Source organism: Actinophytocola sp. (assembly GCF_036378875.1).
GTDB lineage: Bacteria > Actinomycetota > Actinomycetes > Mycobacteriales > Pseudonocardiaceae > Actinophytocola.
In genome coordinates this window covers 139,186-161,906 of sequence record NZ_DASUVO010000045.1, presented here as the reverse complement: position 1 = coordinate 161,906, position 22,721 = coordinate 139,186, and the positions used below count along the sequence as shown (strand labels likewise).

Here is a 22,721-nt window from a genome sequence, read left to right as displayed (position 1 = left end):
TGTCATGACGACGATCGCCCCTTCTGTGCGCCGAACACGCATCCGGCCGGCGCTCCCCTTGCTGTTGACCGCGACCGGAGTGCTCTACCTGTGGGGGCTCGGCGCCTCCGGGTGGGCGAACGCGTACTACTCGGCCGCCGCGCAGGCCGGTGCCGCGAGCTGGAAGGCGCTGCTGTTCGGCGCCACCGACGCGGCCGGCGGGATCACCGTCGACAAGACCCCCGCGTCGGTGTGGGTCATGGGGTTGTCGGCGCGGCTGTTCGGCGTGAACGCGTGGAGCATCCTGGTCCCGCAGGCGCTGATGGGCGTCGCGACCGTCTGGCTTCTGTACGCGGCGGTCAAGCGGGTTGCCGGCGAGACGGCCGGGTTGCTGGCGGGGACGGTGCTCGCACTGACCCCGGTGGCCGTGCTGATGTTCCGGTTCAACAACCCGGACGCGCTGCTCGCGCTGCTGCTGACCGCGGGCGCCTACGCGACCGTGCGGGCCATCGACGACGGGCGGATGCGCTGGCTCGTGCTGGCCGGGGCGTGCGTCGGGTTCGGGTTCCTCACGAAGATGGGGCAGGCGTTCCTGGTGTTGCCGGCGTTCGGGCTGGCGTACCTCATCGGCGCGAAGCGGCGGCGGATCCTCGGTCTGGCAACGGCTTTCGGTTCGATGGTGGTCGCGGGCGGCTGGTGGGTGCTGCTGGTGTACCTGTGGCCGGCCGGCGACCGGCCCTACATCGGCGGGTCGCAGACGGACTCGGTGCTGGAGCTGACGTTCGGCTACAACGGGTTCGGCCGGCTCACCGGTGACGAGGTCGGCAGCGTCGGCGCCGGAGGCAACTGGGGCACGACAGGCTGGTTCAGACTTCTCACCGGCGAGATGGCCGGTGGTATCGCATGGCTGCTGCCGGCCTCGATCGTGCTGCTGGCCGGCGGTTTGTGGGCGACATTGTCCGGCTCCTCCGGAGAAAGTACGCGCTGGCGCAAGGACGCGGCGTTCCACTCCCTGGTGTTGTGGGGCACCTGGCTCGTGGTCACCGCGGGTGTCTTCAGCTACATGAACGGGATCATCCACCCGTACTACACCGTCGCGCTGGCCCCCGCGCTCGCCGCCGTCATCGGCATCGGCTCGGTCGCGTTGTGGCGCAAGGGATTCGTGGGTGTCGCGGTGATCTCGGGCGCGGTGGCGCTCGCGGCGCTGGAGACGTACATGCTGCTGGACAACATGGTGCTGTTGGTGATCGGTCTCGCGGCGGCGGGTCTGCTGCTGGTCGTCGAGCGGAACCTGTGGGTGGCCGCGCTCGCGGTGGTCGTGGCGCTGGCCGGACCGGCGGTGTACTCGCTCGAAACCGCGGCCGCGCCGCACACCGGCGCGATCCCGGCCGCGGGCCCGTCAGGCAGCGGCTTCGGCGGGGGCGGCGGCCCCGGAGGCGGTCGAGGCGGCATGGGTGGCGGGATGAGCGGGCTGCTCGACGCGCCGTCCGTCGGTGACGAGCTGGCCGCGTTGCTGTCCGACAGCGGCGACCACACGTGGGCCGCGGCGACCGTGGGCTCGAACAACGCGGCCGGCTACCAGCTGGCGTCCGGCAAGCCCGTGCTCGCCGTTGGCGGGTTCAACGGCACCGACCCGTACCCGACCCTCGCCCAGTTCCAGCAAATGGTCCAAAATGGACAGGTCCGGTACTTCATCGGTGACGGCGGCATGTCCAGCACGGCCTCAGGCGGCAGCGACGCGGGCGCACAGATCGCCGAATGGGTGGCCGACAACTACACGGCCAAGACCGTCGACGGCGTCACAGCCTACGACCTTTCATGACACACACAGCGTTCGCACAGGAGAGCCACACGGGCGTCCCAGCGGACTGCCCGAACGTGGACACCATGACGCTCACAGTGCCCAACCCCACCGACCGGGAGGCCATCGACCCCGATGGGGAGACCCCGGTGCTCGACATCGTCGTACCCGTGTTCAACGAGGAGCGGGACCTCGGCCCCTGTGTCCGCCGGCTACACGCCCACCTCGCCGGCAGCTTTCCCTACCGGTTCCGGATCACCATCGCGAACAACGCGAGCACGGACGGCACCGCGCTGATCGCCGACGACCTCGCCAGCGAGTTCGTCGAGGTGACCGCGGTGCACATGGCGGAAAAGGGCCGAGGGCGGGCGTTGCACCAGGTCTGGTCGGCGAGCGACGCGGCTGTCCTCGCCTACCTCGACGTCGACCTGTCCACCGATCTCAACGCGGTGTACCCGCTGGTCGCGCCGTTGCTGTCCGGCCACTCGGACCTCGCGATCGGCAGCAGGCTCGCCAGGGGGTCGCGGGTGGTGCGTGGCCCGAAGCGGGAGTTCATCTCCCGCTGCTACAACCTCATCCTGCGGGGTGCGCTGGCCGCCCGGTTCTCCGACGCGCAGTGCGGGTTCAAGGCGATCCGGGCGGACGTGGCGGCGAAGCTGCTGCCACACGTGAGCGACACCGGCTGGTTCTTCGACACCGAGCTGCTCGTGCTGGCCGAGCGCAGCGGCCTGCGGATCCACGAGGTGCCGGTGGACTGGGTGGACGACCCGGACAGCCGCGTCGACATCGTGTCCACCGCGGTCGCCGACCTGAAGGGCATCGCGCGGCTGGCACGGGGTTTCGCGAGCGGCCGGATCCCCGTCGCCGAGCTGCGCCAGCAACTCGGCAGGAACGCGCCGAAAGCCGGACTGCTGTCCCAGCTCGTCCGGTTCGCGACCGTCGGGGTGGTCTCCACGCTCGCCTACCTGGTGCTGTACATGGTGCTGCGCAACGGGTTGGGCGCGCAGGGCGCGAACTTCGTCGCACTGGGGCTCACCGCGATCGGCAACACGGCGGCCAACCGGCGGTTCACGTTCGGGGTCCGCGGCAGCACGGACGCCATGCGGCACCAGTTCGAGGGGCTCATCGTGTTCGGCCTCGGGCTGGCGCTGACGTCCGGCTCGCTCGCCATCCTGCACGGGCTCACCACGCCCCACCAGGCGCTCGAGCTGGCCGTGCTGGTCCTCGCCAACCTCGCGGCCACCGTGCTGCGGTTCCTTCTTCTCCGCGGCTGGGTGTTCCACCCGCGCCGCCAGACCGAAATGAGCGCACGTTGATCACCATGGTCAAACCGCAGGCAGCGCCGGCCCATGCGGCTCCGGCGCCACGCAAGCAGCGGCCGTGGGTGCTGCTTCTCCTCGCCGGCACCGCCGCGCTGTACCTGTGGAACCTCACCGCGACCGGCTGGGGCAACAGCTACTACGCCGCCGCGACACAGGCCGCGTCGCAGAGCTGGAAGGCGTGGCTGTTCGGCTCCCTCGACGCCGGCAACGTCATCACCGTCGACAAGCCCCCCGCGTCGCTGTGGCTGTCCGGCCTGTTCGCCCGGATCTTCGGGTTCAACAGCTGGACCGTGCTGGCCCCGCAAGCGCTTGCTGGCGTTGCCTCGGTGTGGCTGCTGTACGCGGCGGTCAAGCGGACGTCCGGTCAGGTCGCCGGCCTGCTCGCCGGCACGGCGCTCGCGCTGACCCCGGTGGCCACGCTGATGTTCCGCTTCAACCTGCCGGACCCGCTGCTGGTGCTGCTGCTCATCGCGGCCGCGTACGCGACGATCCGGGCCGTCGAGAAGGCGAGCCTGAAGTGGCTGCTGCTCGTCGGCACGGCCATCGGGTTCGCGTTCCTGACCAAGATGATGCAGGGCTTCCTGACCCTGCCGGCGATGGGTCTGGTGTACCTGCTGGCGGCGCCGACCACGCTGGGCAAGCGGATCGCGCACCTCGCGGCCGCGACCGGCGCCGTGATCGTGTCGACCGGCTGGTACATCGCGCTGGTCGCGTTGTGGCCGGCCGGTTCCCGGCCCTACATCGCGGGCTCGACCGACAACTCGGTGCTGGAGTTGGCGTTGGGCTACAACGGGTTGGGCCGGATCTTCGGCGGTGACGGCAACATGTCCGGCGGTGGCGGCGGCATGGGCGGCGGCAACGTCGGCTTCGGCGGGGAGTCCGGTATCGGCCGCATGTTCGGCGCCGCGTTCGGCAACGAGGTCTCGTGGCTGCTGCCGGCCGCGCTGATCGGGTTGGCCGCCGGGCTGTGGTTCACGCGGCGGGCGCCCCGCACCGACCGCACGCGTGCCGCGCTGCTGCTGTGGGGTGGCTGGCTCGTGGTGACCGCGGCGGTGTTCAGCTTCATGAGCGGCATCATCCACCCGTACTACTCGGTGGCACTGGCGCCGGCGATCGCCGCCGGTGGCGCGATCAGCGCACGGGAGCTGTGGCGCGGCCGTTCGCACCCGCCGGTCCGGTACGTGCTGGCCGCGATGATGGCGGTCACGGGCATCTGGACGTACATCCTGCTGGACCGGTACCCGGACTGGCTGCCGTGGCTGCGGTGGGTGATCGTCGTGGCCGCCGTGCTGATCGCGACCGCGCTCGCCGTCGGGATGAAGACCCGCGCACTGGCGGTGGCCGGTGTGGTGACCGCGTTGCTGGGCACGGGCGCGTTCTCGGTGGCGACCGCGGCGGAGCCGCACTCCGGCTCGATCCCGCTGTCCGGCCCGGTGTCCTCTTCGGACGGCGGCGGCATCGGCGGCGGTGGCGGCATGGGCGGCGAGTCGGCGTCGAGCGAGCTGGCGGCGCTGCTGTCGTCGACCGACACGGAGTGGGCGGCGGCCACGACCGGCGGCACGTCCGCGGCGAACCTGGAGCTGGCCAGCGGCAGGTCGGTCATCGCGATCGGCGGCTGGAACGGCGGCGACCCGGCACCGACGCTGGCGCAGTTCCAGCAGTACGTGTCCGAGGGCCGGATCGCCTACTACGTCGCCGGCGGCGGCATGGGCGGTGGCGGCATGGGCGGCAACTCCGAGATCGCCCAGTGGGTGGAGGCCAACTACACCTCCCAGACGGTCGGCAACGCGACGGTCTACGACCTGCGCGGCTGACCCGCGATGAAGGACGCCCTCCTCACCGCCAGCGTGACGAGGGCGTCCTTCATCGCTTTACCACCGGCCGCGCTGGTCCGGGATGATGAAGATCAGCGGGGTCGCCGCCAGCAGGAGTGCGGACAGCACAAGGAATCCGTGTGCCTGGGCCATCGCGGGGTTGCTGCTGTTGGTGGCGACGGCGGTCATCACCGAGACCGCGATGATCGAGCCGCTCTGGCGGAACATGCCGCGCAGACCGGCGATGGACGCGATCTGGTCCGGCGCCAGTTGCAGTCCCGCGTTGTTGGACGCCGGCACCGAGACGCCCATGCCGATCCCGGTGATGCCGGCCGCCACCATCAGCCACAGGTAGCCGTCGGCGCCCGGGGGCGGGAACGCCATCAACGCGAAGCCCGCCACGATGAGGGCGAAGCCGACCGCCATGGGGATCCGGCAGCCCAGCCGGCGCAGCGTGAGCACCGCCAGGGCGGCGACGCAGATGATGCCGGCACCCCGCGCGGTCAGCACGGTGCCGGCCTCCATCGCGTCGAGGTGGAACCGTTCCTCCGCGTACAGCGGCACGAGCGCGCCGAACCCGATGGCGGCGCCGCCGAACAACAGGTTCAGCACGTTCATCACGCCGAACCCGTTGCCCCGTAACAGGTTCATGGGGATGAACGGCGCACGTGCGCGGACGGTGTGCCAGGCGAAGAGCCACAGGAGCACCATGCCGACCAGGAACGGCACCAGGAACCACGGGCTCGTCACGCCGAGGTCGAGGTTCGTCAGGCCGTACATGGCGGACAGCATCATGAACGCCAGCAACACCAGGCCCCGCACGTCGATGCGCTCGGTCGGCCGGCGCGCGGTCTCGCGGATCAGCCGCCAGCCCAACAGGAGCAGCACGATCCCGATCGGCACGTTGACGAGGAACATCGTGCGCCACGAGGCGTAGGTGACGAACACGCCGCCGAGGATCGGGCCGAGGATCCCGCCGATCGGGAAGATCGACGTGAACATGCCGACCGCCCGGTCGCGGGACGGCCCGTAGTGGTCGGCGATGATGCCGGTGGCCGCCGGGATGAACGCGCCGCCACCCAGTGCCTGCACCGCGCGCAGCGCCACCAGCACGTAGATGTTGCCGGCGAGCCCGCATGCGAGCGATGCCGAGACGAACACGGCGACGGCGACCAGGAAGACCTTCTTGCGCCCGAAATGATCGCCGAGCTTGCCGGCAAGCGGCATCGCGATGATCTGGCCGAGCGAGTAGATCGTGATGGTCCAGCCGCTCCAGGTCAGCTCGGCGCCCAGATCGGCCTGGATCGCGTTCAACCCGGTCGCGACAATGGTCTGATCCATCGACGACATGAACAGGGCCATGGCGACGACCGCGAACACCAGGTGGCGACGGGGAAGAGCCTGCGCAGGAATGTCGACCGGTGCCACTACTCCTATGCTTCGCATCCCCATAAGCACACAGAATAAGTTGCTTGCCGGCAAGCAACTAGATGTCTGTGACCAACCAGTCAATTCGGGAGACAGGACGTGGATGCCGAGAACGTGACCCGCCTGCGCCGCGTCATCGGCCGGCTGGCACGACTGCTCAACGCCGCACCGGTCAGCGAGAACCTGACACCCACCCAGGCGTCCGTCCTCGCCCTGGTCTCCCACCGCGGCCCGATCGGCATGACCGAGCTGGCCGACATCGAGGGCCTCAACCCGACGATGCTGTCCCGGGTGGTCGGCAAGCTGGTCGAGGACGACCTCGTCCGCCGGCTGCCCAACCCGGCCGACCAGCGCGCGGTGCACCTGGCGGCCACCGACACGGGCCACGAGGTGCACCAGCGGATCATCGCCTCGCGCACGGCGACGGTGGCCAAGATCCTGGACGGCCTGTCCCCCGACGTCACCGACGCCCTGTTGGGCGCGCTTCCCGCCCTGGAGGCACTGGCGGAGGGCCTCCGCACGAAGAAGGGCTGATGGAGTGGTCGACTGATCCTTGAGCCGTCTTGTAGACGGCCCGGCGAGTCTCGGTTCACCACCCCATCACGAGGAGGGTTGCCGTGACCGTCGCAGTCACCACGGCCGCCGACGCCGAAATCGAGTGGGTGAGCTGCCCGAAGTGCCGCTCCCTGGTCTACGGCAAGCGCCTCGACCGCGGCCTGCGGGTGTGCCCGGACTGCGGGCACCACCACCGCGTGAGTGCCCGTCAGCGGGTCGAGCAACTGCTCGACCCCGGCTCGGTGGAGCCGCTCAGCCTCCCCGTGAAGGAGACCGACCCGCTCGGGTTCGTCGACTCCAAGCCGTACCCGGTGCGGCTCGCGAGCGCGCGGAAGAGCACCGGGCTCGACGAGGCGGTGGTGTGCGCGGCCGGTGCGATCGAGGGAAACCCGCTGGTCGTGGCCGTCATGGACTTCGGGTTCATGGGCGGCAGCCTCGGCGGCGCGGTCGGTGAGCTGATCACGTTCGCCGGCGAGACCGCGCTGCGCCGGCGGATCCCGCTGCTGATCGTCACCGCCTCCGGGGGCGCACGGATGCAGGAAGGCGCCCTCGCGCTGATGCAGATGGCGAAGACCAGCCAGATGCTCGGTCAGCTCGACGAGGCCGGTCTGCTGACGATCTCGCTGGTCACCGACCCGACCTTCGGCGGCGTGGCGGCCTCCTTCGCGACCCTGTGCGACGTGATCATCGCCGAACCCGCGGCACGGCTGGGCTTCGCGGGGCGGCGGGTCATCGAGCAGACGATCAGGCAGACGCTCCCGCCGGACTTCCAGACCGCGGAGTTCCTGCTGGCCAACGGCCTGATCGACCTCATCCGGCCCCGACAGGAGCTGCGGCCCACACTCGCACGGCTGTTGTCGATCGGCACGCCCCAGACCCCGGCGGTGCCCGACGAACAACCCGTCGGGACGAGCGCGGAGAGCGTCGCTCAAAGAGACCCGTGGGAGGTCGTGCAGCGGGCGCGGGACCTGAACCGGCCGACCACGCTGGACTACCTCGGCCTGCTGCTCGACGACTTCGAGGAGCTGCGCGGCGACCGGCTCGGCGCGGAGGACACCGCGATCGTCGGCGGGCTCGGCCGGCTGGCCGGCATCCCCGTCGTGGTGGTCGGTCACCAGAAGGGGCACACGGCGGCCGAGCTCTCCGCACGCAACTTCGGCATGCCGACGCCGGCCGGCTACCGCAAGGCCGCGCGGCTGATGCGGCTCGCGGCCAAGCTCGGCATCCCGGTCATCGCGCTGATCGACACGCCCGGCGCGTACCCCGGCAAGGAGGCGGAGCAGCACGGTCAGGCCATCGCGATCGCCGAGAACCTCCGGCTGATGTCCACGCTGCCCGTGCCGGTCGTCAGCGTGGTCACCGGTGAGGGCGGCAGCGGCGGCGCCCTCGCGCTCGGCGTCGCCAACCACGTGCTGATCTGCGCGAACGCCGTGTACTCGGTGATCAGCCCGGAAGGGTGCGCGTCGATCCTGTGGCACGACCCGGCCGCGGCGCCGAGAGCCGCGGCGGCACTGCGGATGACCGCGGCGGAGCTCGAACCGCTCGGCATCGTCGACCGGATCGTGCCGGAGCCGGACGGCGGCACCCAGGCCGACCACGTCGCCGCCGGCCAGAACCTGCGTGCCGCGCTGCTGACGAGCCTGCGGGAGCTGCTCCCGCAGACCCCCGAGCAGCTCGTCGCCGGCCGCCGGGCCCGGTTCCGGGCCTTCGGCGCCTGACCCGCCTGACCACCCGATTCGCAGAAGGGCACTACCGATGAGCTACCGACCGCGAGCTGTGCACGACGACGAGCGCGTCGAGGCCCCGGCCGACCTGGACGCCGCGCTGGCCTCGGTCCGCAGGACCGCGGCGGAGCTGCTCGCCAGCTCACCGGTGCCACCCGCCACGCTGAACGTGCGTGCCGGTGACGTGTCCGTCGAGATGGGGTGGGCGACGGGCGAGGCCGTGGCCACCACCACCGCCGCACCCACACGGCTGACCGTGGTGCCGGCGCCGGAGCCGACCGGCGAGACGATCAACGCGGCGACCGTCGGCGTGTTCTACCGGGCGCCCTCCCCCGGCGCGCCACCGTTCGTCGTCGAGGGCGACGAGGTCGGTCGCGGGCAACAGGTCGCCATCGTGGAGGCCATGAAGCTGATGCTGCCGGTGGAGGCCGACAAGGCAGGCCGCATCGCCGAGGTGCTGGTCGCGGACGGCGAGGCGGTCGAGTACGGCCAGCCGCTGTTCCGCCTCGCCGCCGCCGACCAGCAGAAGGCCGCGTGACCTCCCATGTTCGAGACGATCCTGATCGCCAACCGGGGCGAGATCGCGGTGCGGGTGTTACGGGCCTGCCGCGAGCTCGGCATCCGCACGGTCGCGGTCCACTCCACGGAGGACAGGGACTCCGCGGTGGTGCGGATGGCCGACCAGTCCGTGCAGATCGGGCCCGCCCCGGCGAAGCGGAGCTACCTCAACGCCGCCGCGGTGATCGAGGCGGCGAAGCAGTCCGGCGCGCAGGCGATCCACCCCGGCTACGGGTTCCTGTCCGAGGACGCCGACTTCGCCGAGGTCTGTGAGGCGAACGGCATCACCTTCATCGGCCCGCCGCCCGCGGTCATGGCGCGGCTGGGCGACAAGACGTCCGCCCGCGCGGCCATGACCGAGGCCGGGCTGCCGCTGTTGCCTGGCAGCGTCGAACCCCTCGCCGACGCCGAGTCCGCGAAACGGCTCGCCGACTCCATCGGCTACCCGGTGATCATCAAGGCGGCCGCTGGTGGCGGCGGGCGCGGCATGTCGATCGTGCACGAGGCGGACGAGTTCGCCCGCACCTACCAGCAGACCAAGGCCACCGCGCTGCAGCTGTTCGGCGACGGCCGGGTGTACGTGGAGCGGTACCTGGCGTCGGCCCGGCACGTGGAGATCCAGGTGCTCGCCGACCAGCACGGCAACGCGATCCACCTCGGCGAACGGGACTGCTCCGTACAGCGCCGCCACCAGAAGCTGGTGGAGGAGACCCCCGCGCCCGGCCTGCCCAAGGAGCTGACCGAACGGATGGGCGCCGCGGCCGTGCAGGGCGCGCTGGCCACCGGTTACGTCGGCGCCGGCACGTTCGAGTTCCTGGTGGACACGGAGAACGACTTCTACTTCATGGAGGTCAACTGCCGTATCCAGGTGGAGCACCCGGTGACCGAGATGGTGACCGGGATCGACCTCATCGCCGAGCAGCTGCGGGTCGCCGCCGGTGAGCCGCTGCGCCTGCGGCAGGAGGACGTGCGGTTGGACGGGGCGGCCATCGAGTGCCGCGTCAACGTCGAGGACCCGCGACGCGACTTCGCGCCGACGCCCGGCCTCCTGACCCGGTTCGTCCCGCCGGGCGGCCCGTTCGTGCGGGTCGACACGCACGGCTTCACCGGCTACAAGGTGCCAGCGGCGTACGACTCGTTGCTGGCCAAGGTGATCGCGTGGGCGCCGGACCGGCCGACGGCCATCGCGCGGATGCGCAGGGCACTCGCCGAGTTCGGGGTCGAGGGCCCCGGAGTGCACACGACCTGCGAGTTCCTGGACCAGGTGATGGCGGACGCCGAGTTCGCGGAGGGCAAGCACGACACCGGCCTGGTGGCACGTCTGCTGGGGTGAAGCCACGGCGCCAGGCCGGTGGGAAAAACCATACCGACCTGGTTGCACGTTTGTTGCGGTGTCGACCTCGTTGTCCTGCCTGGTCACAAGCCAGTAGCCTTTCTCTTCGCACTGGTCCGCGACGGGGAAGGACATCGCATGCCGCGTACGGAGGCCGTGGCACGGCGCACCTACGGCGGCCGCTCAGCGGCGGACCGGCGAGCTGAACGGCGAGAACGGCTGCTGGCGGCCGGGCTCGCACTGTTCGGCACCGACGGCTACGCGGCGTCGTCCATCGAGAAGCTGTGTACGCACGCCGGCGTGTCCACGCGGAACTTCTACGAGGAGTTCCACTCACGCGAGGACCTGCTGATCGCGCTGCACGCACGGGCGAACGAACGGTCATGGCGCGCGGTGCACGCCGCGCTCGAGAACAAGTGCGACGCGGCGCTCGCGGAGCGGATCGAGCTGTCGGTGCGGACGTTCATCAACGCCATGGCCAGCGACCCGCGCCTGGCCCGGCTCGCGTACGTCGAGATGATCGGCGTCAGCGACAAGGTCGAGGCACGCCGCATGGCATGGCGCAAGAAGTGGTGGGACTTCATGGTCGGCGAGGCGGACCGCGCGGTCCTGCGCGGCGAAGCCAAGCCGAGGGACTTCACGCTGCCCGCGCTCGCGGTCATCGCATCGGTCAACGAACTGGTGCACCACTACTCGGTCAACCGGGGAAGGATCACGTTGGACGAGGTCATCGCCGAGGTCGTACGGGTCGCGGTGGCGGCGGTGACGGCGCCATGACTGTCTCCGCAACCGCTTCTGCCGCGGCACTGTTGGAACGCCTGAACGCCGTCGCGGCCACCGACGTGACCCCGGCCGCGACGCTGCTGGCCGACGCGGTGCGCGACAACGGCGTCATCCAGGCCTTCGGCACCGGCCACTCGCAGGGCACGGCCCTGGAGATCTCGGGTCGCGCGGGCGGCCTGATCCCGACGAACCGCATCGCACTGTCCGACCTCGTGCAGTTCGGCGGCGAGGACCCGGCGGTGCTGGCCGACCCGATGCTGGAACGGCGAGGTGACGTGGTCTCGCGGCTGTACGAGCTGGCCGCGCCAGCCCCGCAGGACGTGTTCGTGATCGCGTCCAGCTCCGGCGTGAACTCGTCCGTGGTGGAGATGGCGCGGGTCGTGAAGGCGGCCGGGCACAAGCTGGTGGCCATCACGTCACTGCAGCACAGCAGCCAGGTGCCCGCCCGTCACGAGTCCGGCAAACGCCTGTCCGACCTGGCGGACGTGACCCTGGACAACGGCGCCCCCTTCGGCGACACGCTCCTGCCGCTGGCGGACGGCGCGTCGGTCGGTGGCGTGTCGTCGCTGACCGCGGCCCTGCTGGTGCAGATGACGGTGGCTGAGACGGTCCGGCTCCTGCAGGAGGCGGGGTACGAGCCGCCGGTGTACGTGTCGAACAACGTTCCGGGCGGCTTCGAACGCAACCTCAAACTGGAAGCACTGTACGAGGGTCGAATCCGCCGAACAGCGAGCTAGACCCGCGGCGCGGCGAGGTGCCGCGCCGCTTCCGGCCACGTCGGATGGTTGAAGGTGAACCCGGCCGACGGCAACCGGGTCGAGACCACGCGGCGGCTCTTCAGCAACAACTCCGTGTCCGAACGGACGACCCACGCCCCGACCTCCGCCATCCACCGGGTGGCGGGCAGACCGAACGGAATCCGGTACACCTTCCGCAAGGTACGCATGAAGTCCCGATGTGGCACGGGGTTCGGCGCCGCCAGGTTCACCGGGCCGGACAGGTCGACCGTGAGCAGGAACCGCACCGCGCGGACGAAGTCCTCCTCGTGCAGCCACGAGATGTACTGCGCCCCACCCGCCACCGGTCCGCCGAGACCGAGCCGCGTCATGAGGCGCAACGCCGGGAACGGGCCACCCTTCGCCAGGCTCATGACCATGGCGGTGCGTAGCGCCACCTTGCGTGTGGCAGGCGTGTCGGCCCGCTCCTGCTCCTCCTCCCAGCGCCGCGCGATCTCGACGCTGTGGTCCCAGTACCTCGGCACCTCCGGCTCCGCGCCGCCGATGACGCCGGTGACCTCGTCGTTCGCCGCGTCGAAGCGATGGGCGTAGATGGTGGCCGTGCTCATCTGCAGCCACACCCGGGGCGGCCGAACGGCTGGGCGATCGCCGCGCCGACGGCACGCGTCGAGTCGACCCGGGAGTCCATCATCTCCTTCAGGTTCGGCGCCGTGTATCGGCAGTTCACGCCGCGGCCGGCCAGGTTGATCACGGCGTCCGCACCGTCGACGACCGACGGGTCCAGCGTGCGCCCGTCCCAGCGCACCCCCTCACGGCGGCCGACGATCGTCACCTCATGTCCCGCCGCGACCAGCGCGGGCCGCAGGAAGCCGCCGATCTGGCCAGTGCCACCAGGAATCACGATCCGCATACCCTCACCCCAGTATTTTGAACACGTTCAAAATCGTTAGTATACGGGCATGGAACTGCGGCTCGACCTGGGCGAGCGTCAGCGGGTGGAGTTCACGTGTGGTTGCTGCAAGGCGCCAGTGGAGCGCACCTGGTCAGGTGTGTACCGGGGCGAGGCCATGCACGCCGTGTACTTCGCCAACTGCTACCACCACACCGGCCAGCCGCACGACACGTGGCTCGACGTCATCCTCGGCTCGTTCCAGCAGCCGTATCTGGACCATGTGACGTTCGGGTGCCGCGTCGGACCGACCGACGGTGATCCGACGCCCGGCGCGACGCTCGTCGACGCGTGCATGGACGGGTCAGGGACGAGCCCCATGCACGGTCTCGTCATGACGCGTGAGCAGGGGCTGGCGCACTTCCGGCTCACGGAGTTCTGGCAGATCGTCGACCTCGTGCTGGAGCAGGACCCGACGGTCCGCCAGCACCTGTATCAGACCTGATACTGGTCGTGGCCTGCGAGGAACTCGCGGTACTCCTCCGGGCTGAGCTGTCGGCCGGAGGTGGCGATCTCCGCCAGTTCCAGGAAGTACCGCTCGCGTGGGGCTCCGGGGGCGAACAGGATGAGCATCGACGCCGGTTCGTCGCTGTCGTTGCGGAACGCGTGGATGCCGTTCGGCGGAACGTACAGGTAGTCGCCCTTCACGGCGGTCACCCATGACGCGCCGTCGTACAGGCGGACCTGGCCGTCCAGTACGTAGAAGCTCTCCGAGAACGTCTTGTGGTAGTGCGCCTCGGGGCCGCCGGCCTGAGGGTTCATGTCCCACTGGAAGAGTCCGAAATGGCCGTCGGTCGTGGCGCCGGTAGCCAGGAACTTCGACGTCACCGTGGGACGGTTCAGCTCGGGCGGGGTGCCCGTCGGCCGGTACGTCGCGGTGACCTCACCGGTGAACGACATGTCTGCGATAGTAGGCCACACCATGTACATCCTGCTGAGCTGTGCGATCTCACTCGACGGCTACCTCGACGACACGGCGAGCGAGCAGCTCGTCCTGTCCAACGCGGCGGACCTCGACCGGGTGGACGAGGTGCGGTCCGGAGTGGACGCCATCCTGGTCGGTGCCAACACGATCCGCCGCGACAACCCGCGGCTCTCGGTCCGGTCACCCGCGCGTCGGGCCGCCAGGGAAGCGGCCGGGAAACCACCGACCCCGCTGAAGGTGATCCTCTCGTCCCGGGAGGTGCCGGCGGACGCGGCGTTCCGTGCGGACGGAGAGTCCCTGATCTCGAGCGGTTCGCTGGCGGACGTGGTGGCGGAACTGGCAGAGCGGGGCGTCGAGCGGCTCATGGTCGAGGGCGGCGGCCGGGTACTGACCGAGTTCCTGACCACCGGCCTGGCCGACGAGCTGCAACTCGTCATCGCCCCGTTCTTCGTCGGGGACACGGACGCGCCCCGGTTCGTCCACGACGGACAGTTCCCGTGGACGTCCCGGTCGCGGGCCACCCTCGCGTCGGTCGAGACCATCGGCAACGTGGCACTGCACCGCTACCTGCTGAGCGAGTCCGCGGCGCACCGGCACTGGCTCGCCCACGCCATCGAGCTGTCCCACCGCTGTCCCCCGTCGACCACGGCGTTCAGCGTCGGCGCGGTCATCGTCGACGCGGCCGGTGAGGTCATCGCGTGGGGCTACTCGCGGGAGACCGACGACCTCGTGCACGCGGAGGAGTCAGCGCTGGCCAAGCTCGCCGGCGACGACCCCCGCCTGCGCACCGCGACGCTGTACAGCTCGCTGGAACCGTGCAGCGAAAGGAAGTCCCGACCGCGGTCGTGCAGCAGGCTGATCCGCGAGGCCGGCATCCCCCGCGTGGTCTTCGCCCTCCGCGAGCCGTCGACGTTCGTGGTCGGCGAGGGCGCGGAGGAACTGACCGCGGCCGGCGTGACGCTCGTCGAGGTACCCGAACTGGCCGACCAGGTACGCGAGGCCAACCGGCTACAGCTGGGTCTCCCCTAACCCGGCAGGCCGAGCAGACCGGCCAAAGTGGTCGGACCGCCGCCGGACCAGGACAGTTCGCCCGGCAGGCCGGACTGTTGGGGCGCGGCGGCCGGAGCCGGCACGTCCACCGGTTTGCCGCCGAACGGGGCGTTCTGCGAGCCACGCACACCGGTCGGGCTGCCCGGCGGTTCCGCGCAGTAGGCCTGATCGTTCACCGGCACGTCCGTCGTCTCGTTGGCGCCGCGCTGGTTCGTGCCCTCGTAGCCGCGGGTGCACGAGAACGGGTCGTTGAACGTCAGCACCAGTCCCAGATGTCCGGTGCCGTCCGGGTTCGCGCCGGGAGCGGTCGCCGTGATCATGGGGAAGGCCACCAGCAGTTCCTCGATCCCGTCCGTGCGGGTCGCGGTGATCTGCATGGTGGTCAGCAGGTTCGCGATGATCACGCCGAGGTCCTGGCCCGAGTCACGCAGGATGTCGTTGACCTGCACGGCAACCGTCGGGGTCACGTCGATCAGCGTGCGCAGGTCCGGGTTGGACGTCTTCAGCTGTTCGGCCAGCAACCGCAACGACGAGCTGTAGCTCAGGATCTGGTCTGTCTGCGCGGCCTGCGTGTCCAGTACCGTCCGGCCGTTCGCCAGCAGCGAGGTGGTCTGCGGCAGGTGCTCGGTGGCCGTCGTGGTCAGCTTGCCCGCACTGTCCAGCAGCACCCGCAACGCCGGCCCCGTGTTCTGGAACGCCAGGAACAGCTCGTCCACAGTGGTCCGCAAGGACTCCAGCGGCACACTGGACACCAGGCTGTCCAGATTGGACAGCAGAACCTCCGGGCCGGCCGGGGTCGCCGTACGGGACTGGGGCACCACCGAGCCGTCCGCCAGGTACGGGCCGCGGTCATGCGGCGGCTGCAGATCGACGTACTGCTCGCCCACCGCCGACCGGTTCGCCACGACCGCGCGTGTGTCCTCGGGAATCGGGGGCGCGTCCTCCTCGATGTCCAGGATCACGTCCACACCCGTGTCCGACAGGCTCAGCCGCTCCACTCGACCGACCGCGACACCGCGGTAGGTCACCTCGGCGTTCGCGAAAATACCGCCGGAGTCAGCCAACTGCACGGTCACCCGGTAACCCCGCGCACCGAACAAGCGGTCCAACCCCGCATACGTGCCACCGACGTACACGATGCCGACCACCGCGATCATCGCGAACAGGAACAACCGGATCTTCGTGCCACGCAACAACATCAGCGACCACCACCCAGCAGTGAGCCCAGCAGGCCGGTCAACCCGCCGGGGGACGAGGACGGTGGCGGGGCCGGGAGCGTCGGTAGCGGCAGCCACGGCTCCGCCGACTGCGTCGGTGCGGCCGGCGGGTTGACACCCGGGATCGGGATCAGCGGCGTGCTCGCGTTCTCGACGTTCTCCAGCAGCACGGACAGGTCCAGGTCGAACGTGACGTCCACATTGACGTAGTCGCCCTTGACGGCGTTGAGGAAGTAGTCGGTGAACGGGTAGGTCACCAGGAACTGCAACGAGTTCGGCAGGTTGGCGCCCGCCTCGGCCAACTTCTGGAGCGTCGGTGCGAGCAGCTTCAGATCGTCGACGAGGTCGTCGCGGCTACGGTTCACCGTGTCGACCGCGACGGTCGACAGGTTCTCCAGCGCGGACAACATGGTCACGAGCTGGTCCCGCTGCTCGTTCACCACCGCGAGACCGGGCCCCAGCCTGTCGAGCACGACCTTGATGTCGTCGGTCTGCGCGGCCAGGTTCGCCGAGAGACGACCCAGCGCGTCGATGGCTTTGGTGATGTTGTTCTTCTCGCCGTCGAGCGTCCGCACCACGGTGTCGATATTGGACAGTGTGGCGCGCAGCTCCGGTTCGTTGCCCGCCAGCGCGGCGTTCACCTCGGTCACGATGGTCGACAGCTGGTTGATACCGCCACCGTTGAGCAGCAACGACAACGCGCCGAGGACCTCCTCGATCTCCGGGTTGCGGTTCGTGCGCTCCAGCGGGATCACCGCGCCGTCGGCGAGTGTCCCTTCGGGAGTGTCGGGTGTCTGCAGCTCGACGAACTTCTCCCCGAGCAGCGACGACTGCCGCAGCTCGGCACTCGCGTTGGCCGGCAGGTGCACGTCGCCGTTGACCAGCATCGTCACGACCGCGGTGGTGTTGTCCTTCGCCAGCTCGATCGAGTCCACCCGGCCCACCGCGACGTCGTGGACCTTCACGCCGGCGTGCGGCACCAGGTCGAGCACGTCACCGAAGTGCGCGACGACCCGGTACGGGTGATCGCCCAGGTCCGCGCCGCCGGGCAGCGGCAACTCGTAGGCCCCGGAGAACCCACCGGTGCTACACCCCGTGAGGAGCAGAACCAACAGGAGCAGCAGCCGTTTCATCGCCCACCTGCCGAGAACGCGCCGCTCAGGTCGACGAGTGGGATGGGCAGCGGTGGCAGTTCTCCCGCCTGCAAGGAGGCCAGCGCCTCGGCCGGGGTCGGCAGCGGGAGCGCGCCGTCGAGGTACGGGGCGAGCCGCGTGCACAGGTCGGCGAGTGTCTGCGGCAGCTGCACCGGCGTGGACGCCTTGATGGTGCGGCACAGCAACAGCACCGGCGGGTACGTCAGCTCGTTGAGGTTGCCGCGGATCGCGAACGACGCGGACGCGGCGTCGTAGGTGTTCAGGAAGTTCGACATGGCGAGCGGTGCCACGTCGAGGATCTCGGCGATGGCCGCCCGCTGGTCGACGAGTGCCTGGGTGATCCCGGTCAATTTGTCCACATTGGACGAGATGAGGTCCTTGTTGTCGGCGATGAAGCCCTGCACCTCGGTGAGCGCCACCGCGAGCGAGCTGAGTGCCGAGGCGAGCTCGTCGCGGTCCTCGGCGAGGTAGCCGCTCACGTCCGCGAGCCTGTCGTTGAACGACCGCACCTGCGCGTCGCTCTCGGCGAGCGCTGTCACGAAGGTATTGAGGTTGTCGACCGTCGTGAACAGGTCACCGCGCGAGTCGGCGAGCGCGGCGGACGCGTCGGACAGCTGCCTGATGGTCTGGTTGAACAGCTCGCCGTTGCCGGCCAGGTTCGCGGCCGCGGTGTCGAGCACGTCGGACACCGCGCCGTTCTTGTTGGCCCCGTTGGGTCCCAGCGCGGTCGTCAGCTCATTGACGCTCGCGGTCAGGTCGTCCAGCTCGACCGGTGTCGCCGTGCGTTCGAGTGGGATGACCGTGCCGTCCTTCATCAGCTGGCCCGACTCGTAGGCGGGGGTCAGCTGCACGTACCGGTCGCTGACCAATGACGGCGCCACCACGACCGCCGACGCCTCGGCCGGGATCTCGATGCCGTCGTCGACGGTCAGCTCCACCTTGACCCGGTCGCCCTGCGGCGTGACCGACGTGATGCGCCCGACGCCGATGCCGAGCACCTTGACCTCGGAACCCGCGTACACGCCGACCGCTTTGTTGAAGTAGGCCGTGACGCGGGTGCCGCTCTGCCCCATTGTGACCCACCACAACGCGAAGCTGATCAGCAGCATCAGCGCCAGCGCGTAGATCACGACAAGTGCGGCGCGCCGGCTCGCGCGGCTCTCGGTCAGTTTGGCGTGAACGTTCATCGCCCACCGCCCTGCTGCCCGTAGACGTGTGGTGTTTCGCAGCCCTGCGGGTTGATGTCGAAGATCCCCAGATCGGTGGTCGGGGGCAGCAGTCCACAGATGTAGCCCTCGAACCACCGGCCGTTGCCGACCACGTTGTTGAACATCCGCACGTACGGCGCGAGCGAGTGCAGGCTCGCACTTAGGTTCTGTTGGTTCTTCGACAGGATCGTCGTGACCTTGTCCAGCGAGTCGAGTGTCGGCTGGAGCAGTTCCTGGTTGTCGGCGACGAGTCCACGCAGCTGGGTGGCCAGGTTCGTGGTGCCGGTCAGCAACGCGTGCACTGCGTCCCGCCGGAACTGCAGCTCCTCGAGCAGGAGCGACGCGTCCGTGAACAGCCTCTTCAGCTGCTCGTCGCGGTCAGCCAGGGTTTGGCTGAACCCGGCCGTGTTGGCGAGCAGTGTCCGCAATTGTTCGTCCCGAGTGGACAGTACGGACGAGATCTGCGACAGGCCGGTGAGCGTGTCCCTGATGTGCTGCGGGCTGTTGGCGAACGTGTCGGCCAGCACCTGGAAGCTCTGCGCGAGCTGGACGGTGTCGATCTGGTCGACGGTCTGCGAGAGCTGACTGACAGCCGGGACGATGTCGAACGGTGTCCTGGTGCGGTTGACCGGAATGGGGTCGTTGGCGCTCTGCGGCTCACGCCCCGACGAGGAGATCGCCAGGTACTTGTCGCCGAGCAGCGTCTTGATCTCGATGGACACCGTGCTGCGGTCGCCGAGGCTGACGTCCTTGACCCGGAAGTCCACGACCACCTTGTTGCGGTCCAGCTCGACGCTGCGTACCGCGCCGACCTTCACGCCAGCCAACCGCACCTCGTTGCCCGGCCGCAGCCCGGCGGACTCACGGAACTCGGCCGTGTAGGTGGTGCCGCCGCCGATGATCGGGAGATCGTCGGCGTTGAACGCGAGGAGCAGACCGAGCACCAGCAACACGATCGTGACGGTGCCAACGGCCGCCTGATCCCTGTCCTTCAACCGTTTCATTGGCACCTCTCCGCCATCGGCGTGCCAGCGATCGGGACCAGCGGCAGGTCCACCATGACGCCGAGGTCGGACACCCCGACCCGGCCGGACATGCTGCAGAGGTAGTAGTTGTACCAACCGCCGTAGCTCGACACCCGGTTGATCGTCTGGACCTTGTGTGGCAGGCCGGCGAGGAACTTGTCCACTGTGTCCCCGTGCTCGGCGAGGGTTCCCGCCAGGTCACCGAGTGCCGCGATGTCGTCCTTCAACGGTGGTCGCGCCGAGGACAGCAGACCGGCCGTGGACGTGGTCAGGTCTCCGAGCGCGCCGATCGCCTCGCCGATCGGTTCTCGTTGCTCCGCGAGGCCGGTGGCCAGCTGCTGCAGCTGGTCGATGAGCCCCGCCACCTCGGTCGTGCGCTCGTTCACCGTGGTGAGCACGGTGTTGAGGTTGTCGATGACCTGACCGATCACCTGGTCCTTGCTCGCGATCGTCGAGGTCAGCGATGCGGTGTGCGCGAGCACGCTGTCGATCGTGCCGCCTTCCCCTTGCAGTACCTGGATCAGCTCACCGGCGAGCTTGTTCACCTCTTCCGGTTGCAGCGCCTGGAAGAGCGGCTGGAACCCGTTGAACAGCTGGGTGAGGTTGAGCGCCGGCTGCGTGTGTTCGACCGGGATCATGTCACCGGGGTGCAGCACCGCGTTCGTCTCGCCGGTGCCGATGCCCAGCGACACGTACCGCTGGCCGATCAGGTTGCGGTACTTGATGGTCGCGGTCGTGGCACGGCCCAGCTGCCGCCCGGCCTCGATGTCGAACCGGACGTCGGCGTAACGGTTGTCCGCCACCGAGATGTCGGTGACCTGCCCGATGCGCACCCCGGACATGCGGATGTCGTCACCCACGTTGAGTCCGGTCGCGTCGGTGAACCGGGCCGTGTAGCCGGCGGTCGAGCCGAGGTTGGTGTTGGCGATCGTGAGGCCCAGCAAGGCCGTCAGTGTGACCGTGACGACCGCGAAGATCACCACCTTGATGAGCGGCGCGATGAAATTCCTCATTGGACTGTCACCTCCGCGCCGCGGAACACCGGGCCGAGCAACAGCGAACTCCACGCCGGCACCTGTGACGGGTCGACCCCGAGGCCGGGAGCGACGAGCGCGGCGATGAGTTCCTGCTCGGCGGGACTGTTGGCGATCTGCGGCGCACTCAACGCGGACTGCGGCAAGGTGTTCGGGAAGTCCTGCGGCCGCTCGTTCTTGGGGGGCGGCGGCTTGGACGAGCCGTCTTTCAGCGGCTCACCCTCGGGGTACTGCGGGAACACGGCGGGTGGATGCGCGACCGGATAGCAACGCGGACCGCGTTTGTCGTCGTAGCGCGGAGTGTCCACTCCGGGCAGGTACTTGCCACGGCTCGACGTGATCTCGATCGTCACCCGCGTGACGTTCGGCTTGTCCGTACCCTTGCCGAACGCGGAGTCCGCGGCCGGGATGGCGTCGACGAGCTGCTTGAGCAGGCACGGATACTCGGGCGCGTACTTCGCCAGCACCGCAAGGGTGTCCTTAGAGGTACTGGCCAGGTTGATGATGTTGTCCTGGTTGGCGGCGAGGAAGTTACCGAGGTCGATCGACGTGTTGGTCAGCGTGGCGTAGAGGTTCCCCAGCTGGTTTCTCCGCTCCACCACGGTCTGGGTGGTCACGGTCAGGTCCCGCAACGCCGTCACCAGCTCGGGGCCGGCCTGCGCGTACGTGTCGGCAACCTCGGCGAGCCGCTGGATGTTCGCTCGCAGGTCCGGCAGCGACGGTTCCAACTGTTCCAGGTACGCACCGAGCTGGACCAGCGTGTCGCCGAACTCCTTGCCCTGGCCCGACAACGCGGTCGCCATGGCGTTCAGCGCGGTCGACAGCTTCTCCGGTTGGATGGACTCCAGCACCGGCATGAGGTGGTCGAGCACCTGCTCGATCTCGATGGCCGAGCTGGTGCGGTCCTGCCCGATCACCGCGCCTTCCCGCAGCTTTCCGTTCGGCGCGTCCGGCATCTGCAGGGCCACATAGCGTTCGCCGAACAGCGTCTTCGGCAGCAGACGGGCGGTGACATTGCCCGGGATCTGTCCGATCTGGTCTGGGTCGAGCGCGAGGTCCAGGATGGCGTGGTCACCGTTGGGCCGGATGCCCCGCACCTCGCCGACGATCAGCCCGCGTAGCTTGACGTCCGCCCCGGAGCGGAGCTGGTTGCCGACGTGGTCGGTCTCCAGTGACACCGGCACCACGGACACGAACGTCTTGCGGTAGAAGGCGACCGACAGCACGACGAACATCGCGGCGATCACCAGGAAGATCAGCCCGTAGATCTGGTAGCGGAGTTTTTCTTTCATCCGGCTATCCGCACTGTCGTGGTAGCGCCCCAGATCGCCAGGGAGAGGAAGAAGTCGAGGAGCATCTGCACCACGATCGCCGCCCGCACGGCCCTACCCACGGCCACACCGACACCGGCAGGGCCGCCACTCGCGGTGTAGCCGTAGTAGCAGTGCACGAGGATGATCACGACGCTGAACACCATCACCTTGAGGAACGACCACAGCACGTCCTCCGGTGGTAAGAACAGATGGAAGTAGTGGTCGTACGTGCCACTCGACTGGCCGTAGAACCACACCGTCACCTGCCGTGACGCCACATAGGACGACAGCAGACCCACCAGGTACAGCGGGATCACCGCGGCCACGGCGGCAACCACCCGTGTCGTCACGAGGTACGGCAGGCTCGGCACCGCCATCACCTCGAGCGCGTCGATCTCCTCGGAGATCCGCATGGCGCCGAGCTGCGCGGTGAACCCACAGCCCACGGTCGCCGACAACGCGAGTCCGGCCGCGAGCGGCGCGACCTCCCTGGTGTCGAAGTACGCCGCGATGAACCCGGTCAGCGCGGACGTGCCGAGCTGGTTGAGCGCGGAATAGCCCTGCAGGCCGACGATCAGACCGGTGAAGACGGTCATCCCGATCATCACACCGAGCGTGCCGCCGATGACCGCGAGCGCACCGGAACCGAAGAACACGTCCGACAGGATCCGCAGTATTTCCCGGGGATAGTGCGCGATCGTGCGCGGTACCCACGCGAGGGCACGCGCGTAGAACGCGAGCTGCTGGCCGAGCGTGGCGAGCCCGTCGAGCGGCTGGTTCGCGATGACCACCAGCCGCCGAGGCACTTTGGG

Annotated in this window: 22 protein-coding genes; 11 read left to right on the top strand and 11 right to left on the bottom strand. The window is 69.3% G+C overall.

Translation table 11 applies throughout. The features are described 5' to 3' along the window. Window positions 1-4 precede the first annotated feature (4 nt). The 3 genes from VF106_RS12385 to VF106_RS12375 all read left to right on the top strand — a co-directional run bounded on the left by VF106_RS12385 (window position 5) and on the right by VF106_RS12375 (window position 4,916). On the top strand, window positions 5-1,801 hold the full coding sequence (locus VF106_RS12385) for a glycosyltransferase family 39 protein (RefSeq protein ID WP_330839795.1): 1,797 nt from the start codon (window positions 5-7) through the stop codon (window positions 1,799-1,801). Between the two features lie 65 nt (window positions 1,802-1,866). Further along, a complete protein-coding gene (locus VF106_RS12380; protein WP_330839821.1) occupies window positions 1,867-3,096 on the top strand; it encodes a bifunctional glycosyltransferase family 2/GtrA family protein in 1,230 nt (409 codons plus the stop codon). A gap of 5 nt (window positions 3,097-3,101) precedes the next feature. After that, complete coding sequence (locus VF106_RS12375; protein ID WP_330839794.1) at window positions 3,102-4,916, top strand: glycosyltransferase family 39 protein; 1,815 nt, start codon at window positions 3,102-3,104, stop codon at window positions 4,914-4,916. 57 nt (window positions 4,917-4,973) lie between these two features. Here the strand turns inward: VF106_RS12375 and VF106_RS12370 are convergent, their stop codons facing one another. Further along, window positions 4,974-6,344 (bottom strand): MFS transporter, encoded by a 1,371-nt coding sequence (locus VF106_RS12370; RefSeq protein WP_330839793.1) that lies wholly within the window; start codon window positions 6,342-6,344, stop codon window positions 4,974-4,976. 99 nt (window positions 6,345-6,443) lie between these two features. Between VF106_RS12370 and VF106_RS12365 the strand changes: the two genes are divergently transcribed. The 6 genes from VF106_RS12365 (at window position 6,444) to VF106_RS12340 (ending at window position 12,034) form a co-directional block, all read left to right on the top strand. Then, on the top strand, window positions 6,444-6,878 hold the full coding sequence (locus VF106_RS12365; RefSeq protein WP_330839792.1) for a MarR family winged helix-turn-helix transcriptional regulator: 435 nt from the start codon (window positions 6,444-6,446) through the stop codon (window positions 6,876-6,878). 83 nt (window positions 6,879-6,961) lie between these two features. Further along, on the top strand, window positions 6,962-8,617 hold the full coding sequence (locus VF106_RS12360; protein ID WP_330839791.1) for an acetyl-CoA carboxylase carboxyltransferase subunit alpha: 1,656 nt from the start codon (window positions 6,962-6,964) through the stop codon (window positions 8,615-8,617). A gap of 37 nt (window positions 8,618-8,654) precedes the next feature. Beyond that, window positions 8,655-9,161, top strand: coding sequence for an acetyl-CoA carboxylase biotin carboxyl carrier protein (locus tag VF106_RS12355; RefSeq protein ID WP_330839790.1), 507 nt, complete (start codon window positions 8,655-8,657; stop codon window positions 9,159-9,161). A 6-nt stretch (window positions 9,162-9,167) separates the two neighbouring features. Further along, entirely contained in the window at window positions 9,168-10,514 is a 1,347-nt protein-coding gene (gene accC / locus VF106_RS12350; RefSeq protein WP_330839789.1) for an acetyl-CoA carboxylase biotin carboxylase subunit, read from the top strand. A 138-nt stretch (window positions 10,515-10,652) separates the two neighbouring features. Then, window positions 10,653-11,291: a TetR/AcrR family transcriptional regulator gene (locus tag VF106_RS12345; protein ID WP_330839788.1), complete on the top strand. Its 639-nt coding sequence runs from the start codon at window positions 10,653-10,655 to the stop codon at window positions 11,289-11,291. Beyond that, window positions 11,288-12,034 carry a sugar isomerase domain-containing protein gene (locus VF106_RS12340; RefSeq protein WP_330839787.1) on the top strand — a complete coding sequence of 249 codons (747 nt, stop codon included), beginning with the start codon at window positions 11,288-11,290 and terminating at the stop codon, window positions 12,032-12,034. Before VF106_RS12345 ends, VF106_RS12340 begins: the two co-directional genes overlap by 4 nt. On the opposite strand, the gene VF106_RS12335 is transcribed toward VF106_RS12340, so the two are convergent. Then, the gene (locus VF106_RS12335; protein WP_330839786.1) at window positions 12,031-12,642 is read right to left on the bottom strand and encodes a DUF1731 domain-containing protein; all 612 of its coding nucleotides are present in this window, start codon (window positions 12,640-12,642) and stop codon (window positions 12,031-12,033) included. The genes VF106_RS12340 and VF106_RS12335 overlap by 4 nt on opposite strands. Further along, window positions 12,639-12,944, bottom strand: a complete 306-nt coding sequence (locus tag VF106_RS12330; RefSeq protein WP_330839785.1) for an NAD-dependent epimerase/dehydratase family protein — start codon at window positions 12,942-12,944, stop codon at window positions 12,639-12,641. The genes VF106_RS12335 and VF106_RS12330 overlap by 4 nt, the downstream gene beginning before the upstream one ends. Before the next feature lie 49 nt (window positions 12,945-12,993). Between VF106_RS12330 and VF106_RS12325 the strand changes: the two genes are divergently transcribed. Further along, entirely contained in the window at window positions 12,994-13,428 is a 435-nt protein-coding gene (locus VF106_RS12325; RefSeq protein WP_330839784.1) for a hypothetical protein, read from the top strand. On the opposite strand, the gene VF106_RS12320 is transcribed toward VF106_RS12325, so the two are convergent. Then, complete coding sequence (locus VF106_RS12320) at window positions 13,419-13,883, bottom strand: cupin domain-containing protein (protein ID WP_330839783.1); 465 nt, start codon at window positions 13,881-13,883, stop codon at window positions 13,419-13,421. The two genes, VF106_RS12325 and VF106_RS12320, sit on opposite strands and share 10 nt — an antisense overlap. Here VF106_RS12320 and VF106_RS12315 point away from each other — a divergent pair. After that, window positions 13,882-14,937 (top strand): dihydrofolate reductase family protein, encoded by a 1,056-nt coding sequence (locus tag VF106_RS12315; protein ID WP_330839782.1) that lies wholly within the window; start codon window positions 13,882-13,884, stop codon window positions 14,935-14,937. The two genes, VF106_RS12320 and VF106_RS12315, sit on opposite strands and share 2 nt — an antisense overlap. Here the strand turns inward: VF106_RS12315 and VF106_RS12310 are convergent. From VF106_RS12310 to VF106_RS12280, 7 genes are read right to left on the bottom strand one after another with little or no spacing between them, the layout of a single operon-like run. Then, a complete protein-coding gene (locus tag VF106_RS12310; RefSeq protein WP_330839781.1) occupies window positions 14,934-16,157 on the bottom strand; it encodes an MCE family protein in 1,224 nt (407 codons plus the stop codon). The genes VF106_RS12315 and VF106_RS12310 overlap by 4 nt on opposite strands. Then, window positions 16,157-17,308: an MCE family protein gene (locus tag VF106_RS12305; RefSeq protein WP_330839780.1), complete on the bottom strand. Its 1,152-nt coding sequence runs from the start codon at window positions 17,306-17,308 to the stop codon at window positions 16,157-16,159. The genes VF106_RS12310 and VF106_RS12305 overlap by 1 nt, the downstream gene beginning before the upstream one ends. After that, window positions 17,305-18,516 (bottom strand): MCE family protein, encoded by a 1,212-nt coding sequence (locus VF106_RS12300; RefSeq protein ID WP_330839779.1) that lies wholly within the window; start codon window positions 18,514-18,516, stop codon window positions 17,305-17,307. The genes VF106_RS12305 and VF106_RS12300 overlap by 4 nt, the downstream gene beginning before the upstream one ends. Then, on the bottom strand, window positions 18,513-19,541 hold the full coding sequence (locus tag VF106_RS12295; RefSeq protein ID WP_330839778.1) for an MCE family protein: 1,029 nt from the start codon (window positions 19,539-19,541) through the stop codon (window positions 18,513-18,515). The genes VF106_RS12300 and VF106_RS12295 overlap by 4 nt, the downstream gene beginning before the upstream one ends. Further along, window positions 19,538-20,575, bottom strand: a complete 1,038-nt coding sequence (locus VF106_RS12290) for an MCE family protein (protein WP_330839777.1) — start codon at window positions 20,573-20,575, stop codon at window positions 19,538-19,540. The genes VF106_RS12295 and VF106_RS12290 overlap by 4 nt, the downstream gene beginning before the upstream one ends. Then, entirely contained in the window at window positions 20,572-21,888 is a 1,317-nt protein-coding gene (locus VF106_RS12285; RefSeq protein WP_330839776.1) for an MCE family protein, read from the bottom strand. Before VF106_RS12285 ends, VF106_RS12290 begins: the two co-directional genes overlap by 4 nt. Then, window positions 21,885-22,715, bottom strand: coding sequence for an MlaE family ABC transporter permease (locus VF106_RS12280; protein WP_330839775.1), 831 nt, complete (start codon window positions 22,713-22,715; stop codon window positions 21,885-21,887). Before VF106_RS12280 ends, VF106_RS12285 begins: the two co-directional genes overlap by 4 nt. Window positions 22,716-22,721 lie beyond the last annotated feature (6 nt).

Excerpts from the sequence above, each read along its gene's own strand:
- VF106_RS12385 (WP_330839795.1), top strand. The coding sequence starts at position 5 with ATGACGACGATCGCCCCTTCTGTGCGCCGAACACGCATCCGGCCGGCG.
- VF106_RS12380 (WP_330839821.1), top strand. The coding sequence starts at position 1,867 with ATGACGCTCACAGTGCCCAACCCCACCGACCGGGAGGCCATCGACCCC.
- VF106_RS12375 (WP_330839794.1), top strand. The coding sequence starts at position 3,102 with ATGGTCAAACCGCAGGCAGCGCCGGCCCATGCGGCTCCGGCGCCACGC.
- VF106_RS12355 (WP_330839790.1), top strand. The coding sequence starts at position 8,655 with ATGAGCTACCGACCGCGAGCTGTGCACGACGACGAGCGCGTCGAGGCC.
- accC (WP_330839789.1), top strand. The coding sequence starts at position 9,168 with ATGTTCGAGACGATCCTGATCGCCAACCGGGGCGAGATCGCGGTGCGG.
- VF106_RS12345 (WP_330839788.1), top strand. The coding sequence starts at position 10,653 with ATGCCGCGTACGGAGGCCGTGGCACGGCGCACCTACGGCGGCCGCTCA.
- VF106_RS12340 (WP_330839787.1), top strand. The coding sequence starts at position 11,288 with ATGACTGTCTCCGCAACCGCTTCTGCCGCGGCACTGTTGGAACGCCTG.
- VF106_RS12335 (WP_330839786.1), bottom strand. The coding sequence starts at position 12,642 with ATGAGCACGGCCACCATCTACGCCCATCGCTTCGACGCGGCGAACGAC.
- VF106_RS12330 (WP_330839785.1), bottom strand. The coding sequence starts at position 12,944 with ATGCGGATCGTGATTCCTGGTGGCACTGGCCAGATCGGCGGCTTCCTG.
- VF106_RS12325 (WP_330839784.1), top strand. The coding sequence starts at position 12,994 with ATGGAACTGCGGCTCGACCTGGGCGAGCGTCAGCGGGTGGAGTTCACG.
- VF106_RS12315 (WP_330839782.1), top strand. The coding sequence starts at position 13,882 with ATGTCTGCGATAGTAGGCCACACCATGTACATCCTGCTGAGCTGTGCG.
- VF106_RS12320 (WP_330839783.1), bottom strand. The coding sequence starts at position 13,883 with ATGTCGTTCACCGGTGAGGTCACCGCGACGTACCGGCCGACGGGCACC.
- VF106_RS12310 (WP_330839781.1), bottom strand. The coding sequence starts at position 16,157 with ATGTTGTTGCGTGGCACGAAGATCCGGTTGTTCCTGTTCGCGATGATC.
- VF106_RS12305 (WP_330839780.1), bottom strand. The coding sequence starts at position 17,308 with ATGAAACGGCTGCTGCTCCTGTTGGTTCTGCTCCTCACGGGGTGTAGC.
- VF106_RS12300 (WP_330839779.1), bottom strand. The coding sequence starts at position 18,516 with ATGAACGTTCACGCCAAACTGACCGAGAGCCGCGCGAGCCGGCGCGCC.
- VF106_RS12295 (WP_330839778.1), bottom strand. The coding sequence starts at position 19,541 with ATGAAACGGTTGAAGGACAGGGATCAGGCGGCCGTTGGCACCGTCACG.
- VF106_RS12290 (WP_330839777.1), bottom strand. The coding sequence starts at position 20,575 with ATGAGGAATTTCATCGCGCCGCTCATCAAGGTGGTGATCTTCGCGGTC.
- VF106_RS12285 (WP_330839776.1), bottom strand. The coding sequence starts at position 21,888 with ATGAAAGAAAAACTCCGCTACCAGATCTACGGGCTGATCTTCCTGGTG.